Annotated in this window: 13 protein-coding genes; all 13 read left to right on the forward strand. The window is 66.6% G+C overall.

The window, feature by feature from the left end; all coding sequences use genetic code 11:
- The first annotated feature begins 31 nt into the window (after positions 1-31).
- Positions 32-1,210, forward strand: coding sequence for a sugar ABC transporter substrate-binding protein (locus ACWDTS_RS08700; protein WP_450117980.1), 1,179 nt, complete (start codon positions 32-34; stop codon positions 1,208-1,210).
- Positions 1,197-2,732: a sugar ABC transporter ATP-binding protein gene (locus ACWDTS_RS08705; protein ID WP_450117981.1), complete on the forward strand. Its 1,536-nt coding sequence runs from the start codon at positions 1,197-1,199 to the stop codon at positions 2,730-2,732. The genes ACWDTS_RS08700 and ACWDTS_RS08705 overlap by 14 nt, the downstream gene beginning before the upstream one ends.
- 22 nt (positions 2,733-2,754) lie before the next feature.
- Positions 2,755-3,786, forward strand: a complete 1,032-nt coding sequence (locus ACWDTS_RS08710) for an ABC transporter permease (RefSeq protein WP_450117982.1) — start codon at positions 2,755-2,757, stop codon at positions 3,784-3,786.
- A gap of 266 nt (positions 3,787-4,052) precedes the next feature.
- The gene (locus tag ACWDTS_RS08715) at positions 4,053-5,387 is read left to right on the forward strand and encodes an NtaA/DmoA family FMN-dependent monooxygenase (RefSeq protein WP_450117983.1); all 1,335 of its coding nucleotides are present in this window, start codon (positions 4,053-4,055) and stop codon (positions 5,385-5,387) included.
- A gap of 123 nt (positions 5,388-5,510) precedes the next feature.
- Entirely contained in the window at positions 5,511-6,299 is a 789-nt protein-coding gene (locus ACWDTS_RS08720; RefSeq protein WP_349536449.1) for a GntR family transcriptional regulator, read from the forward strand.
- Positions 6,300-6,429: 130 nt separating this feature from the next.
- Positions 6,430-7,179 carry a UTRA domain-containing protein gene (locus ACWDTS_RS08725; RefSeq protein ID WP_229581852.1) on the forward strand — a complete coding sequence of 250 codons (750 nt, stop codon included), beginning with the start codon at positions 6,430-6,432 and terminating at the stop codon, positions 7,177-7,179.
- A 370-nt stretch (positions 7,180-7,549) separates the two neighbouring features.
- On the forward strand, positions 7,550-8,695 hold the full coding sequence (locus ACWDTS_RS08730; RefSeq protein WP_248675835.1) for a sugar ABC transporter substrate-binding protein: 1,146 nt from the start codon (positions 7,550-7,552) through the stop codon (positions 8,693-8,695).
- Between the two features lie 24 nt (positions 8,696-8,719).
- The gene (locus ACWDTS_RS08735) at positions 8,720-9,739 is read left to right on the forward strand and encodes an ABC transporter permease (RefSeq protein ID WP_197252905.1); all 1,020 of its coding nucleotides are present in this window, start codon (positions 8,720-8,722) and stop codon (positions 9,737-9,739) included.
- Positions 9,736-11,259 (forward strand): sugar ABC transporter ATP-binding protein, encoded by a 1,524-nt coding sequence (locus tag ACWDTS_RS08740; protein ID WP_229581855.1) that lies wholly within the window; start codon positions 9,736-9,738, stop codon positions 11,257-11,259. Before ACWDTS_RS08735 ends, ACWDTS_RS08740 begins: the two co-directional genes overlap by 4 nt.
- An 82-nt stretch (positions 11,260-11,341) precedes the next feature.
- On the forward strand, positions 11,342-12,655 hold the full coding sequence (locus ACWDTS_RS08745; RefSeq protein WP_197252903.1) for an NtaA/DmoA family FMN-dependent monooxygenase: 1,314 nt from the start codon (positions 11,342-11,344) through the stop codon (positions 12,653-12,655).
- Positions 12,655-13,491: an alpha/beta fold hydrolase gene (locus ACWDTS_RS08750; protein WP_450117984.1), complete on the forward strand. Its 837-nt coding sequence runs from the start codon at positions 12,655-12,657 to the stop codon at positions 13,489-13,491. Before ACWDTS_RS08745 ends, ACWDTS_RS08750 begins: the two co-directional genes overlap by 1 nt.
- Complete coding sequence (locus tag ACWDTS_RS08755; RefSeq protein WP_450117985.1) at positions 13,473-14,360, forward strand: LLM class flavin-dependent oxidoreductase; 888 nt, start codon at positions 13,473-13,475, stop codon at positions 14,358-14,360. The genes ACWDTS_RS08750 and ACWDTS_RS08755 overlap by 19 nt, the downstream gene beginning before the upstream one ends.
- Entirely contained in the window at positions 14,357-15,625 is a 1,269-nt protein-coding gene (locus tag ACWDTS_RS08760) for an LLM class flavin-dependent oxidoreductase (RefSeq protein ID WP_450117986.1), read from the forward strand. The genes ACWDTS_RS08755 and ACWDTS_RS08760 overlap by 4 nt, the downstream gene beginning before the upstream one ends.
- The last annotated feature ends 88 nt before the right edge of the window (positions 15,626-15,713 follow it).

Consider the following 15,713-nt stretch of genomic DNA (forward strand, 5'->3'; position numbering starts at 1 on the left):
CATCGCTCACTTCGTTTCCCCAGGAGAATCCATGCGTCTTCCTCGACCCGGTCGCGCCGCCCTCGCGGCGCTCGCCTTCACCGCTTCTCTCGGTCTCGTCGCCTGCAGCAGCGACGGATCCGGCGGCGCCGACGTGTCGGACGCGGATGTCGCCGCCGGACTCGAGTACGCCCGGGCGCAGCTCGCGATGTACGAGTCCGACCCCGAGTTCACGCTCGAGGCCGAACCGTTCCCCATGAAGGACATCGCCGGCAAGACCATCTTCGCCATCCCCACCAACAGCGAGAACCCCTACAACGTCGCGGTCGACGAGGAATCGAAGAAGGTCGCCGAACGCTACGGCGCCACCTGGATCGAATACACCAACCAGGGCCAGCCCACCCAGTGGGCCACCGGCGTCGAGCAGGCCGTCAACCAGAAGGTCGACCTCATCATCCTGTCCCAGGGCGTCGACGCATCCCTCATCAAACCGGCGCTTCAAAAGGCCGACGCGGCAGGCATTCCCGTTCTCCTCACCCACACGATCCTGCGTGGCGAACCGTTGCCCGCGGACCTCGTGGGGCTCGTCGACGCCACCACCGACGCACCCCTCTCGGAAGCCAACCGGCTCACCGTCGACTGGATGATCGACCGCACCGAGGGCGACGGCAACGCGCTGATCATCACGTCCAACGAGGTGCCTCCCGCCAAGGCCGAGGTCGCGGCGATGGAGGACGAGATCGCGCAGTACTGCCCGAAGTGCACCTACAAGATCGTCAACGTTCCGGTGGCCGAGTGGGCCACCAAGATCCAGTCCGAAGTGCAGTCCGCGCTGTCGGCCGACCCGAACATCAACTTCATCCTGCCGATCTACGACTCGATGTCCCTCTACGCGCAGTCCGGGATCAAGGCCGCCGGCAAGACCGGGCAGGTCGAGATCTCCTCGGTCAACGGCACGCCCGCAGTGCTCAAGATCCAGCAGGACGACGGCATCGTCACCATGAACGTCGGCGAATCCATCCCGTGGCTCGCGTGGGCGACCCTGGACCAGGCCGGTCGTCTGCTGCTGGGCTACGAACCCGTCGCGGACGGCGCGCAGGAGACCCCGCTCAAGCTGATCACCGCCGACAACATCGACGAGACGGGCACCCCGCCGCAGCCCGACAAGGGATACGGCACCGCCTACGTCACCGGATACGAAGCCATCTGGGGGCCCAGTGAGCAGCCTTGATCCGATCGTCAACATCGTCGGGCTCTCCAAGACGTTCGGCGACCACACTGTTCTGAAGAACGTGGATCTGACGATCCACGCCGGTGAGGTGCACGGCCTGCTCGGGGAGAACGGCTCGGGGAAATCCACCCTCATCAAGGTGCTCGCCGGATTCCACGCCCCCGACGCGGGCGCCGCCCTGCAGGTGCGTGGCCGGGACGTGCCGCTGCCGGTGCCGGCGGGTGGATTCCGCGACCTGGGCATCAGTTTCGTCCACCAGGACCTCGCCCTCGTCCCGGACCTGTCCGTCGTCGAGAACCTGCGGGTCGGGCCGGTGGTCGCCGGATCCAGGCCGTGGATCTCGTGGCGACGCGAAAAGCGCACGGCACGAGCCCTGTTCGAGCGGTTCGGTCTCGACGTCGATCCGGAAGCGCCGGTGTCGAGCCTCAACGAGACCGAACGAGCACTGGTTGCGATCCTGCGCGCCACCGAGGAACTCGGCGACCGCCGGACGCTGCTCGTCCTCGACGAACCCACCGTGTTCCTCCCGCGCGAAGGCACCGACCTGCTGTTCTCCGTCGTCCGGGAGATCGTCGCCGACCGCAAGGCCGCCGTCCTGTTCGTCTCCCACGACCTCGACGAGGTGCTCGACCACACCGACCGCGTCACCGTGCTGCGGGACGGGGTGTCGCAGGGCACGCACCGCACCCGCGATCTCACCGCCACCTCGCTGATCGACCTCATCGTCGGCCGCAGCCTCGATTCCGCCGATCCCCGGATCGCCGGGCCGGTCCGCGACTTCGACGACGTGCCGCCGCTCGCACGCGTCATCGAACTGGAAACGCCCACCGTGGACGGCATCACCTTCGAGGTGCGTCCCGGTGAGATCGTCGGCCTCACGGGGATCGCCGGATCCGGCTACGACGACGTGCTGGCCGCGCTGTACGGCGCGAAACCCGCACGCGGCGGGCGCATGACGATCGGATCGGACGACGTCGCGCTGCCCACCACGACGCCGATCGACTCGCTCGCCCGGAAGGTCGTGTACGTGCCGCCGGACCGCAAGGTCGAGGGGAGTGCGCCGGAACTGACGGTCGCCGAGAACGTCACCCTCCCGATCCTCGGCAGCGGCTTCGTGAAACCGCGTGCGCTGAACGCCGTCGCGACCGCACTGGCCGAGCACTGCGACGTCCGGCCCCGCGATCCGCAGGCCGTGTACGGGTCGCTGTCCGGCGGCAACCAGCAGAAGGCGCTGCTCGGCAAGTGGCTCCAGATCGATCCGCAGCTGGTCCTGCTGGCCGAGCCCACCCAGGGGGTCGACATCGGTGCCCGCGCACGCATCTTCGAGATGCTGCGCGACACCGCGAACGGGGGAGCGGGCATCGTCGTCGCCAGTTCCGACTACGAGCAGCTGTCGGTGCTGTGCAACCGCGTGCTCGTGTTCTCCCACGGCCACATCGTCGCCGAACTCACCGGCGACAACCTCTCCAAGCAGCACATCTCGGACAGTGTTCTCGGTCTGAGGACAGTGTCCTCGGCCTGACCCGACAGGAAGTGAATGCCTGATGTCCGTCACCATCGACAAGACCGCCGCTCCGAACACCGTCGCACCTGAAGAAGCACCACCGAAGAGACGCCTGTCGCTGGGGCCGGTGTTCGAGAAGTACGCCCTCGTCCTCGCTCTCGTCGCAGTCGTCGTCTTCTTCAGCGTGCTGCGCCCCGAGGTCTACCCGACCGCCAACAACCTGCAGAACATCCTCGGCTCCCAGGCGGTACTGCTCATCCTGGCGCTCGGCCTGATCGTGCCGCTCACCGCAGGCGAATTCGACCTGTCCGCGGTCTCGACCATGTCGCTGGCGGCCATGACGATCGCGGTACTCAACGTCCAGCACGGCTGGTCGCTGCTGCCGGCCATTCTCGTCGCGATCCTCGCCTCGGTGTTCGTCGGCCTCGTCAACGCATTGCTGGTCGTGCGGCTCCAGATCGACTCGTTCATCGCGACACTCGGCAGCGGCACCGTGGTTCTCGGTGTCGTGCAGTGGATCTCGGACTCGACCTCGGTCACCGGTATCGACTCGGGGCTCGTCGACGCCACCATCGGCACCCGCGTCTTCGGGGTGTCGCTGCAGTTCTACTACGCGCTGGCGCTCGTCCTCGTCACGGCCGTGGTGTTCCAGTACACCCCGATCGGACGTCGGCTGCTGTTCGTCGGACGCGGCGCGCAGGTCGCCCGGCTGAGCGGCCTGCACGTCGACCGAATCCGCGGTGGCGCGCTCGTGACGTCGGCGTTCGTCGCCGCGCTCGCCGGCATCGTGTACGCTGGCATGCTCAGCGGCGCGGACCCGTCGTCGGGACAGTCGTTCATGCTGCCCGCCTTCGCCGCCGCCTTCCTCGGCGCCACCGCGATCGTCCCCGGCCGATTCAACGCCTTCGGCACCCTCGTCGCCGTCTACTTCCTGGTCGCGGGTGTCGTCGGGCTGCAGATGCTCGGCGTGGCCAGCTTCGTCCAGCAGTTGTTCTACGGCGGCGCGCTGGTGATCGCGGTCGCGCTGTCCGGCGCGGTCCGTCGTCGCACCGCCTCCCGTGGAAAGCGTTGAGTCGGTGCCTGTGACCCCCGGGCCGGGACCGCATGAGTCCCGGCCCGGGGGTTCTGTCTGCCTCCCTGTGTTGCGCCGCTGTCACGGTTGCGCAACACGTCGAGGCTCGTGCGTCGATGCAGCGCCGACGGCCACGACTGCCGACCACCGAGTTGCGCAACGCGTGTGTTACCGAGGCGGAACGGAATCGCCTCCCTGCCCCGAGAAGACTGCGCAGTATCCGCGAACGAGCGGGCGTCTATCGGCAGAAGTGAAAGGCAGAGAACATGTTTCATCTCGGATGGTTTCTCGGGAGCGGCTTCGGTATTCAGCCTTGGAACCCTGCGGGAGGCGACGGTGTGTACACCGGTGCGAACATGCGGGATTGGATGAAGCCCGACCTGTACGTCGATCTCGCAGCATCGCTCGAGCGCGCCTGCTTCGACTACATCCTCATCGAGGACACCGCGATGGTCGAGGACAGCTACAACGGATCCGCGGAAGTGTCGCTTCGACGGGGCTTCATGGCACCGAAGAACGACCCGATGCCGCTCGTGCCGCTGATGACCCAGCGCACCAAGCACATCGGCATCGTTCCCACCGTTTCGACCATCCAGTACCACCCCTATCTCGCTGCCAGGCTCTACACGACGCTCGACCATCTCACCGAGGGACGCGTCGGAATGAACGTCGTCACCTCCGTCACCGACCGTGTGGCCCAGAACTTCGGCTACGACCAGCATTTCGACCACGACGAGCGGTACAAGATGGCCGAGGAGTGGGTCGAGGTCGTCAAGCAGCTGCAGCACTCGTGGGACGTCGACGCGGTGATCGCCGACGACGTGAACGGCATCTACGCCGACCACACCAAGGTCCACCCCATCAACTTCGAGGGGAAGTACTTCCGCTCCCGCGGTCCGCTCAACACCATCCCCGGGCCGCAGCGGGACATCCCGGTCGTCTCGGCGGGCGGCTCGGTGCCGGGTCGCGAACTCGCGGCGCGCCACGGCGACACGCAGATGGCCATGTGCAAGACGGTCGAGGATATGAAGGCCTACCGCGAGGACATTCACCGTCGAATGCTCGCCCACGGCCGCAAGCCCAGCGACATCAAGCTGCTGTTCCTCGCGACCCCGATCGTCGCCCCCACGGACGCGGAAGCGCAGGAGAAGGCCGAGGCGCTGCGCCGCTACCGGTACACCGATGCCGCGGTCGAGTACAACCTGTGGAACATGAGCTACACGAGCGGCGGGCGGATCGACTTCGGATCGATCGACCTCGACACCCCGGTCGATCAGATCGACCTGTCCAAGGGCAACGGTGAACGGTCGTCGATCGCCAACCTCTTCCAGGACACCGAAGGCAAGACGCTGCGGGAGGTCGCGGCAGAGTCCTTCCAGATCACCGACCTCGGCTTGGTCGGCAGCCCGGACACCGTGGCCGCGAAGATGGAGGAGATCATGGACGAGGTGGGCGGGGACGGCTTCCTGCTGTACTCGCCGATGACCCGCCACAGCATCGCGGAGATCGCCGACGGCCTCGCGCCGGCGCTGAAGCGTCGCGGAGCGATCCGCGACGGTTACACCTACACGACTCTGAACGAGAACATCCACGAATTCTGACCCGGCGGAATCCGGTCGAGGACTGCATCTGCCCGGTGCGGTCCTCGACCGCGTTCGGCAGACCTGCCGGCCGCCGGGGATTCGGAACCCGAGAGGCCGACGAGTATGAACGAGAACGTCATCATGAGACAACGAGCCACCCATCCGCGAGCGGTGGGCGGATCGGCGGGTAACCGCAACACCCTCTCGCGGCGAGTGCACGACATGCTGCTGGCCTCGGTGCGGGAGGGAATCTACGCAGAAGACCAGGTACTCGTCGAGGATCAGCTGATCGCCGCTCTCGACGCCAGCCGCACCGCCGTGCGTGAAGCGCTTCGGAAACTGGCGGACGAGGGAGTCGTCGTGCGACATCCGCGCAGTGGCACGATCGTGGTGAACACCGGAGTCCGGATCGCGCTGGAGGACATTCGCGTCGCCGACGCCCCGTCGGACGAGATGGACATCGTGATCACCGAGCAACGCACCGTTCCCAGCACCTCGTTGCTGAGAACCAGACTCTCGACATCGGATCGACGACTGCGGATGATAGAGAACCACTTTGCGCTGAAGGGGGCGGTGATCGGGATTCGCACGGCGTACTTCCGATCGTCCTTCGATGCGGTGAGCTACGAGGGCCGCGCTGCGATGAGCGAGGTCGCCTCTCGATTCTTCGGCCGGACGGTGTCCCGGATCGACACGTCGATCGGGGCGACGACGGCGGACAGTCGTACAGCCCGGATTCTCGGGATATCGGAGGGCTCCGCGGTCGTCGTGCGGAACCAGACCTTCTACGACTCTCACGAACGGCCGATCCAGATCGCCTTCGATCACTACCGGGCCGATCGCGTCACATTCGTCCACGGCCGGCCGTCTACTGTATCGGTCGCGTCACCGCACCTGCACGCGACAACCGGTGGGCCACAGCGTGATTGACAACTTTCACTCCGCTGGGCGAATTCTCCCGAATCCGAGGGGCCTGTCGGTGTAACGATCCCGAAACGCCGATGGGGTAAAAAGACCCGGTACCGGCGTGACGTTCGGTATCAGGGATCCAGGAGGCACAGTGCAACAGGAAATGCTTCGGGAGGATTCGCCTGCCAGAGGGGCGACCAATCAGACACGTCGCGCATACGGCCTCATCCGATCGCTGATCAGGTCGGGTTTTCTGGTCGACGACGAGCAACTCGTCGAGGACCGTCTCGTCAAGACGATGGGCATTCCGCGCGCCCGGGTTCGGGAGGCGCTGCAGCAACTCGCCGCCGAAGGCCTCGTGGAACGTCGCCGCCGTACGGGCACGCGGGTGCGGCAGGAGTACTTCCAGGTCCCCGTCGACGACATCCTGCCGTGGCACACGCCACCGGGATTCGCGGTGCGGCAGACCGACAATCGCGTGGTGCCGTCGGGACCGTCGATCCGGTCGCGGCTGGGCACCCACGACACGCACGTGGGGCTCGTCGAGCACGTCTTCGAGCACGTCACGAGTTCCGGCGTGGAGCCGCTGGGAGTACGGATGGCGTACTACCGCGAGCAGTACCAGCAACCCAAGGTGTGGCAGCGGTGTCCGAGTCTCGCCGACGCCTTCGAATTCGTCTACGGCGTCCCGCTGGGTAAGGTGGACACGGTGATCGACGCGGTGGCCTGCGATACGGATACGGCCCGCGTGCTCGGCCTGCGCGAGGGTTCCCCGGTGCTCATGCGCGAACAGGTCCTCCGTGACGTGGAGGGGACGGTGCAGGAGTACACGTTCTCGTACTACCGAGCCGATCGGGTGTCCTTCCCGCTCAGCAGTGCTCCGGAGAAGGTGGCACTGTGATGTGCAGCTGACGATCGGCTCGAAGGCTACGTGCCCGCATTCCTTTGGAGGAATGCGGGCACTCTTGCGTTCGGGGTGGTTGAAGCTGCGGCGAATTCGAGTTCGTCCTTGGCGTTTTGATCGAGACCTACTGTGATCCGTCGCCAACTCGACGTCCGTGACCTGCGCAAATCGTTCGGTGACAGGCTGTGTCGCAGAGGGTTACACGGCGCAATCGACGCGCAAATGCCTCGACCATGCGGCGCAATCGATACCGCATTGACTGGTCGTCGTCACTGAGGCGAACGAGTTGTGTGGTGTCGCCGTGAACTCGATCCCGTGCCCGACCGATGCGCTGCATCGCGGGCGTGTCGCTAGAACCGGAGAACGCATGAAATCGATCAAGCATACGGCCGTCGGGGTGCTCTTCCTCGGTGCGTCGCTCGCACTGTCCGCCTGTACGGCGGCCACCGACGTCGGATCGGACGACACTTCGGACAAGACCCTTTCCGCCTCGGCGCAGGAATGCGTCGACGGTGTGCAGACCCGTCTCGCAGCCGCGACGGCACCGACCGAGCTGATCGCTCCGACGGCGCCGCTGGACCTGGCAAAGCTCCAGGGCGACACCATCTGGTTCATCACGGTGACGATGAACCAGTTCTCGGTGGACATGGTCGAAGGCGTCGAGGAAGCCGCCACGGCCGCCGGGATGAAGGTGGTCCGCTACGACGGTCAGGGCATGACCAACCGATTCAACGAGGGAATCGAACAGGCGGTGGCCCAGAAGGCGGCCGGGATCATCCTGGTCGGCATCGATCCGAGCGTGGTGTCGTCGGCACTCGCCTCTGCCGCGGCCGCCGGCATTCCCGTGCAGAACACCCTGAACACCGATCCGGACGACGCGATTCCGGCGGGCATGTACGGAAACCTCACGTCGGACTTCAGCGCCGACGGCGCGATGGCCGCCGACTGGGTGATGGCCGACAGCGGCTGCGCCGGCAACCTGGCGATCATCTCGTCCACCTCGGTCGCCGTGTGGGACAACCTCGCTCAGGGCGCGAAGTCGCAGATCGAGGCAGAGTGCCCCGACTGCTCGGTCACCATCATCGACGTCGACGTCGCCAACGTGGCGACCGACGTCGGCAGCCAGCTGCAGACCACGCTGCAGCGTGATCCCGACATCGACTACATCTTCCCCGTCTGGGACAGCGCGGTGACCTACGTCGATCCCGTTCTGTCCGCGGCCAATTCCAAGGCCAAGGTCCTCAGCCGGGACGGCCTGCAGCCGAACCTGGACGCGATCGCCTCCGGTTCCGGTCAGGACATGGACATCGCGACCCCGCCTCCGGGCTGGATCGGATGGCTCGCCGTCGACGACCTGGCCCGCGCGATGCTCGGCGAAAGCGCTCCCGGCTACGTGATTCCGACCCGCGTCATCGACGCCGACAACGTGGGCGATGCGAGCGTCGAGTCGATCTCGCCCGAATACGCGGACTACCAGTCGGCATTCAAGTCCGCATGGTCCTCGGCTCAGTAGCCGGCCGAACAGGAGATCCTCCGCATGACGACTTCCGCCACAACCCCTGAAGTGACCACCCCGGAAGCGATACCCGCTCCCGTGACGAAGAGTTCGTCCCGCTTCGACGGAGCGTTCGAACGTTGGGCGCTCGTCGGTGCGCTCGGGCTGCTCGTCCTGCTGTGCGTCGCCACGCTTCCACAGTTCCGCACGGCATCGCTGTTCACCACGATGCTCAACGCCCAGTCGCTGGTGCTCCTGCTCGCCCTCACCGCCACGATCGTGCTGCGCCTCGGAGACTTCGATCTGTCGGTCTCGCAGACGATGGTGGCGACCGCAGCCATCGTCGCCGTGATGACCAAGAACGGATATCCGGCCTACGTCGCGATCCTCACCGCGCTCGCACTCGGTGCCCTCGTCGGTGCGATCAACGCGCTCATCGTGGTGCGGGTGGGCGTCGATTCGTTCGTCGCGACCCTCGGCTCGTACACGGCGCTGGCAGGATTCGCGTACCTGATCACCGACAGCCGGATCGTGGCCGGCGTGCCGGACGGCTTCGTCAACTTCTCCCGTTCGCAGCTGCTGGGGCTGCCGATGATCACCTGGTACGCGTGGGTGCTCGTCGTGGTGCTGTGGTACGTCTACCAGCGCACCCCGCTGGGCCGGTACACCGTCTTCATCGGCGGCAACCGTGCCGCAGCACGCCTGGCCGGCATCTCCGTCGACCGGATCCGGACGTCGGCCTACATCGTGTCGGGCCTGCTGGCCGCGTTCATCGGCATCTGCTTCGCCGGATACTTCGGAGCGGTCGACCCCAGCGTCGGCGCCCAGTACATGTTGCAGCCCTTCGCGGCGGCATTCCTCGGAGCGACCGCGATCACCGTCGGCCGATTCAACGCGTGGGGCACCGTGGCCGCCCTCTACCTGCTGACGGTGGGTATCACTGCGCTCCAGCTGCTCGGTGCGCAGACCTGGGTGACCAACGTCTTCTACGGTCTCGCGCTCATCGTGTCGGTCACCGCCGCCAAGCTGGTCGGCAAGCGCCGGGCAGGAGCCCGGACATGACGGCCCTCAACGTCCTCGGACTGCGCAAGTCCTACGGTGGTGCGGTCGCGCTCGACGGCCTGAACCTGTACGTGCGCCCCGGTGAGGTTCACGCACTGCTCGGCCAGAACGGTTGCGGCAAGAGCACATTGGTCAAATCGCTGACCGGTGTGGTGACGCCGGACGAGGGGTCGGTCGAGGTGTTCGGCCGAACCCTGACCCTCCCGGTGGACGCTCCGCACGCGCACGGTATCGCCGTCATCCACCAGGACATCGGTCTGGTCGACGACATGACCGTCCTCGAGAATCTGGGTGCGAACGCCAAATACGGTGCCCGACTGCTGTCGCCGGTGCGTGTCGGACGCGAGAAGGCCATCTACCGCGAGCTGATGAACCGGCTCGGCTTCGACTTCCCGCTCGACGCTCAGGTGTCGACCCTCAGCCCCGCCGAGCGCGCCCTGCTCGCGGTGGTGCGGGCGATGCGCCTGATGGACGGGAATACGGACGAGCAGCTGTTCATCCTGGACGAACCGACCGCCGCGCTGCCTCGTCCGGAAGCGTCCCGGCTGCTCGGGCTCATGCGCCGGGTGGCGGACGCCGGCGCAGGCGTGATCTTCATCAGCCACCGGCTCGCCGAGGTGATGGAGGTGTGCGACCGGGCGACCGTGATGCGCGCCGGCCGTGACGTGGTCGAGGTCGCGATCGAGGACACGTCTCGCGCCGAGCTCGTCGCCCACATGCTGGGGCGACGCATGGACGACTTCTACCCGGCTCCTCCCACCGTCGAGCTCGGCGCCCCGCGCCTGACGGTGCGGGGCCTGACCGGACGACGCGTCACGGACGTCGACCTCACGGTCCGCGCCGGCGAGGTCGTCGGCGTCACCGGACTGGCGGGCATGGGGCAGGAAGAACTGCCGATGCTGCTCGCCGGTGACGAGAAGCCGGTCGCCGGAACCGTTCTGGTGGACGGAACCGAACTGCGGGCCGGTGATCCGCGGCAGGCGATCGACCACGGGATGACCCTGGTGCCGGGAAACCGGCTGCGCGACGGCTGCTGGGTGGAAGGTACCGCAGAGGAGAACGTCATCCTTCCCGTCGTGCAACGGCATCGTCGATGGAAAGGGCTGGACATCAAGGCGATGCGCAAGCGTGCCGCCGAGCTGATGACCGAGGTGAACGTCCACCCGAACCGGCCCGAACTGCCGATGTCCGCCTTCAGCGGCGGCAATCAGCAGAAGGTCGTGTTCGCGAAGTGGCTGCAGCTCGAGCCCGGGGTTCTGCTGCTGGACGAACCGACACAGGGTGTGGACCCGGGTTCGGCCAAGGACCTGCTGGCCGACGCCATGGCCGCGGCGACGAACGGCGCTGCGGTGGTGGTGTTCTCCGGTGAACACGAACTCCTCGCGGCGGTGTGTCACCGGGTGCTGGTGCTGCACCACGGATACCTGATCGACGAACTGTCCGGCTCGCGACTGACCGAACAACAACTCCTCGAAGCGTGTGAATCCCCGGCGGACGACGCGCTCCTGGCAATTCACTGACCTCGCCGTCGGATCCCGACGGCACAGACTCGCGATTCCGGCGACAGCGGAACCGCGTTCGACGAAGAGAAGGACCACGAACATGACTGCAGATCCGTTCCGTCTCGGCTGGTTCGGCAACCTCGCTGCCCCCGAATGGAAGTCGCCGTACAGTGGCATCGACGCCACCACCAACTACTTCAACGGCCGCTTCTACGTCGACATGGTCCGAAACCTGGAGCGGGCCGGCTTCGACTTCCTGATGATCGAAGACTCGCTGATGGTCAGCGACATCTACCGCGGCACCGCCGAGATCGAACTCAAGCACGCGCGTTACGCACCGAAGATGGATCCCGTCGTGACCGCCTCGATGCTCGCCGCGGCCACCGAGCACATCGGGATCATCGCCACCGCCTCGACGACCTTCTACCACCCGTACCAGCTGGCCCGGCAGTTCGCGACCCTCAACAACCTGACCGGTGGGCGAGTGGGCTGGAACATCGTGACCTCGAGCGAGGACCTCGCCGCGCAGAACTACGGCCTCGACAAGCTGCCGGAACACGACCTGCGGTACGAGATGGCCGAGGAGTTCGTCGACGTCGCGATGAAGCTGTGGGGTTCGTGGGAGGACGGAGCCATCCTTGCCGACCCGGAGAGCGGCTACTACGCCGACTACAAGAAGGTTCATCCGATCCACCACGAGGGCCGCTTCTACAAGTCCCGTGGACCCCTGAACGTGCCGCCGGGCCCCGGTGGACGTCCGGTGTTCTGCCAGGCCGGCGGGTCGCCGCGCGGCCGCGACTTCGCCGCCAAGTACGCCGACGTCATCCTCACGATCCCGCACGGCGTCGAGGGAGCGAAGGAATATCGTGCGGACATCCGCGCTCGCGCGGCCAAGTTCGGGCGCAACCCCGACGACATCAAGGTCTTCTCGGTGGTGTACCCGATCGTCGGTGAAACGGAGCAGGAGGCCAAGGAGAAGAACGCCGCTTGGTACGCCCGCAAGGAGCACAACTTCGAGGTCCAGATGGCGCACTTCGCGGCGACCATGGAAATCGACTTCTCCCAGTTCGATCCGGATCAGCCGATCCCGGACGATGTTTCGACCAACGGGCATCAGAGCCAGCTCGAGGTCTGGCGCAAGCAACTCGGCGGCCGCACCATCCGTGAAGGCTTCAGCGGAATGCGCGTCCAGACCACGGAGATGGTGGGTACCCCGGACTCGATCGCCGCGCAGATGGACGAGTTCATGCAGGAGGTCGGCGGTGACGGCTTCCTGATCTACGGACAGCCCATCAGCCGCCAGTCCATCGCGGAGATGACCGACGGTGTCGCTCCCGCCCTGCAGCGTCGCGGGCTTCTGCGCACCGACTACGCCCACTCCACGCTGCGCGAGAACCTGCGGTCGTTCGTCTGATGATGCACCGCTTCTATGTCGACACGCCGTGCGGGCAGATTCATGCCCGCACGGCGGGGTCGGGCCCCGAGATGGTGCTCCTGCTGCACCAGACGGCCGCGTCGTCGGCGATGTACGAAGCGTTCGCCGCGAAGTTCCTCGAGGCGCGATACGGCGAGCGCTACACGCTGGTCGCCGCGGACACCCCGGGATTCGGTATGTCCTACGTTCCGCGTGAGCAGTACGCGCTGGAGCGGTGGGCCGACGACATGGCCGCGGTCCTCGACGCCCTCGGCGCACAACGCGCCCACGTACTCGGTCACCACACGGGCGCCGCGATCGCCGCGACGATGGCGGCGCGCCATCCCGACCGGATCGTGAGTCTGGCGATGGTGGGTGCGACGGCCATGTCCCTGGAGGATCGGACGCGGTGGCACGCGGGGGTCACCGCGATGACACCGACCGCGGACGGCGCGCATCTGCTCACCGCCTGGGAGCAGGTCGGCACGATCGACGCCGACCTGACCTACGCGCCGGATCTGGTTCTCCGGCATCGCGAGGTGGTGGACAAGCTCCGGGCCGGTGTGCGCTGGCACGAGGCCTATCTCGCGGTCTTCTCCACGGATGTCGGGGCGCTGCTGGAGAAGGTCACCGCGCCGGCGCTGCTGCTGTGCGGAACCTCCGACGTGCTGTACCCGTACGTGCCGGAGACCGTGCGCGCGATTCCCCACGCACGATTCGTCGCCCTGGAAGGCGGCGGCTACATCCTGGACCAGGATCCCGCCGCGATCCTCGAGCACTACATCGGATTCCTCACCGACATCTCCAAGGAGGTCGAATGCCCACCAGTCCCGTAGTCGTCTGGTTCCTCGAACCGGGCAACGCAGCAACAATGCTGCGCACGATCGTCCAGCTCGATCTCGCGGGCGCCGACGCGGTGGTCCTGCCGGGCAGTGCGGACTGCCCGGAGGCGCTGCTGCTGGCAGCGGCGGCATCGCGTCGCGCCCCGCGGATCGGCGTCGTCGCGGAGATCTCCCCGTGGAGCCAGCCGCCCTTTCTCACGGCACGCGCTCTGGGAACCCTCGATGCGCTGACCCGCGGCCGGGCCGGATGGTTCGTCTCCGGTCATGACACCGGAACCGTGAGCACCGACGACAGCGGCCGGTGGTTCGCCGGCACAGCGACCGAGACCGAGCGTCAGGACGCGCTCGCCGACTATCTCGCCGCGACCGCTGCCCTCGGAAACTCGTGGGAGCCCGATGCCCTGATCGCGGACGTGCCCTCCGGCCGGTACGTGGACGCGGACTGTGTCCACGTCACGAACTATCACGGCCCCTACTTCTCCACCCGCGGTCCGCTGAACGCACCCCGCCCACCCCAGGGACGCGCGGTGCGGTTCGCCGAATACCGCGAGGGAACAGCGGAATCGGATGTCGCCGATGTTCTCGTCGTCCGGTGCGAGGAGGACATTCGCGCAGCGCGGGCGAGTGCGGACTGCGTGTTGCTGCGGGTCGCCGGGGAGGCAGCGGTGGCGCCTCCGGTGACGTCCGCAGACGGATACGCATTCTCTGCCGTATCGGGTCGACTCATCGGGCAGGTGTTGCACGAGACGCTCCCTGCGCTCGTGCCTACCCCGCGAGGCGGATTGCTGCGCGACCGATTCGGTCTGAGCGCCTCCGACTTCGAATTCGTCCCCTATCACGCCGAACAGGAGGTGTCGGCATGAGCGAGCCGATGACGCTCGGATGGTTCGTCAACTACATGCCCACCGGCTGGAACCGTCCCTGGGCGGGGCCCGATCCGCGGGCGTGGACAGATGGCAACTTCTACGTCGACATGGCGAAAGCGCTCGAACGCAGTTGCATCGACTTCATCATGCTCGAGGATTCGAGTGTGGTGCCCGAGAACTTCGGCGGCGACATGGTGGCCGAGTTCAAGGCCACCGTGAAGGCACCCAAGCACGATCCGCTTCCGTTGGCGGCGGCCGTCTCCCAGGAGACGAGCCGGCTCGGAGTGGTGACCACGATGAGTACGAGTCTCTACCCGCCGGATCGGCTGGCGCGGATGCAGGCGACGCTCGACGAACTGTCCGACGGCCGGTGCGGCTGGAACATCGTGACGTCCTTCGAGGATCTCGCCGCCCAGAACGTCGGCCTCGAGAGACTGTGGGAGCACGACGAGCGCTACCTCCGCGCCGACGAATATCTGCGCGTGGTCTCCGAGATGTGGTCCGGCAGCGGCGGAGTCGAGTTCGACGGCCGGTACTACCGGGTGAGCGGACCCGCCACTCCCATGGGCAGGCAGGAACGTCCCGTCCTGTGCCAGGCGGGTGGGTCACCGGCGGGCATGGATTTCGCTGCCGAGTGGGCCGACCTGATCGTCTCCGTTCCAGTGGGTATCGACGCCATGAAGAAATACCGCGACGGAATCCGGGAACGGATCGAACGCAGCGGCGGCGACCCGGACCGATGCCGGGTTCTGTACATGGTCACCCCGATCCTCGGGGAGACCGACGCGGAAGCGGTTGCGAAGCGGGACCGGATGTACTCTCCGGAGTCGGACAACTTCCTGCGCCGGATCGTCCAGTTGTCGAACATCTCCGAGATCGATTTCTCCACATACGATCTCGACGCACCCATCCCGGAGGATGCGACCACCAACGGGGCTCAGAGCATTCTCGACACGATGAAGCGGCTGACGCGGGAGTCCTCCCTCCGGCAGGTTCTCGGCAGCACGGGGGAGTCGACCTCGCTCGATCTGGTCGGCTCGCCGGCCACGGTCGCGGACCGCATGGAGGAGGCGATGGAGGTCGTCGGTGGCGACGGTTTCCTGCTCTTCCACGGCGGGGGAGGGCTCATCACCCGGCGCTATCTCGACGAGGTGCTCGACGGCCTGATCCCCGAGCTCCAGCGTCGGGGGCTCGCCCGCAGCGAGTACGCGGATGGGACGTTCCGGGAGCGACTGGACCGGTCGATGTCCGTCGGCCGGTAGCGGCGTTTTTCCGTATCAATCAGCCGACGTCGCGCAGTTTCCGCAGGTGATCCACGTGTGGACGCGAAGTGCATCGGCGCAATATGTA

The organism is Rhodococcus sp. NPDC003383, from assembly GCF_053589115.1.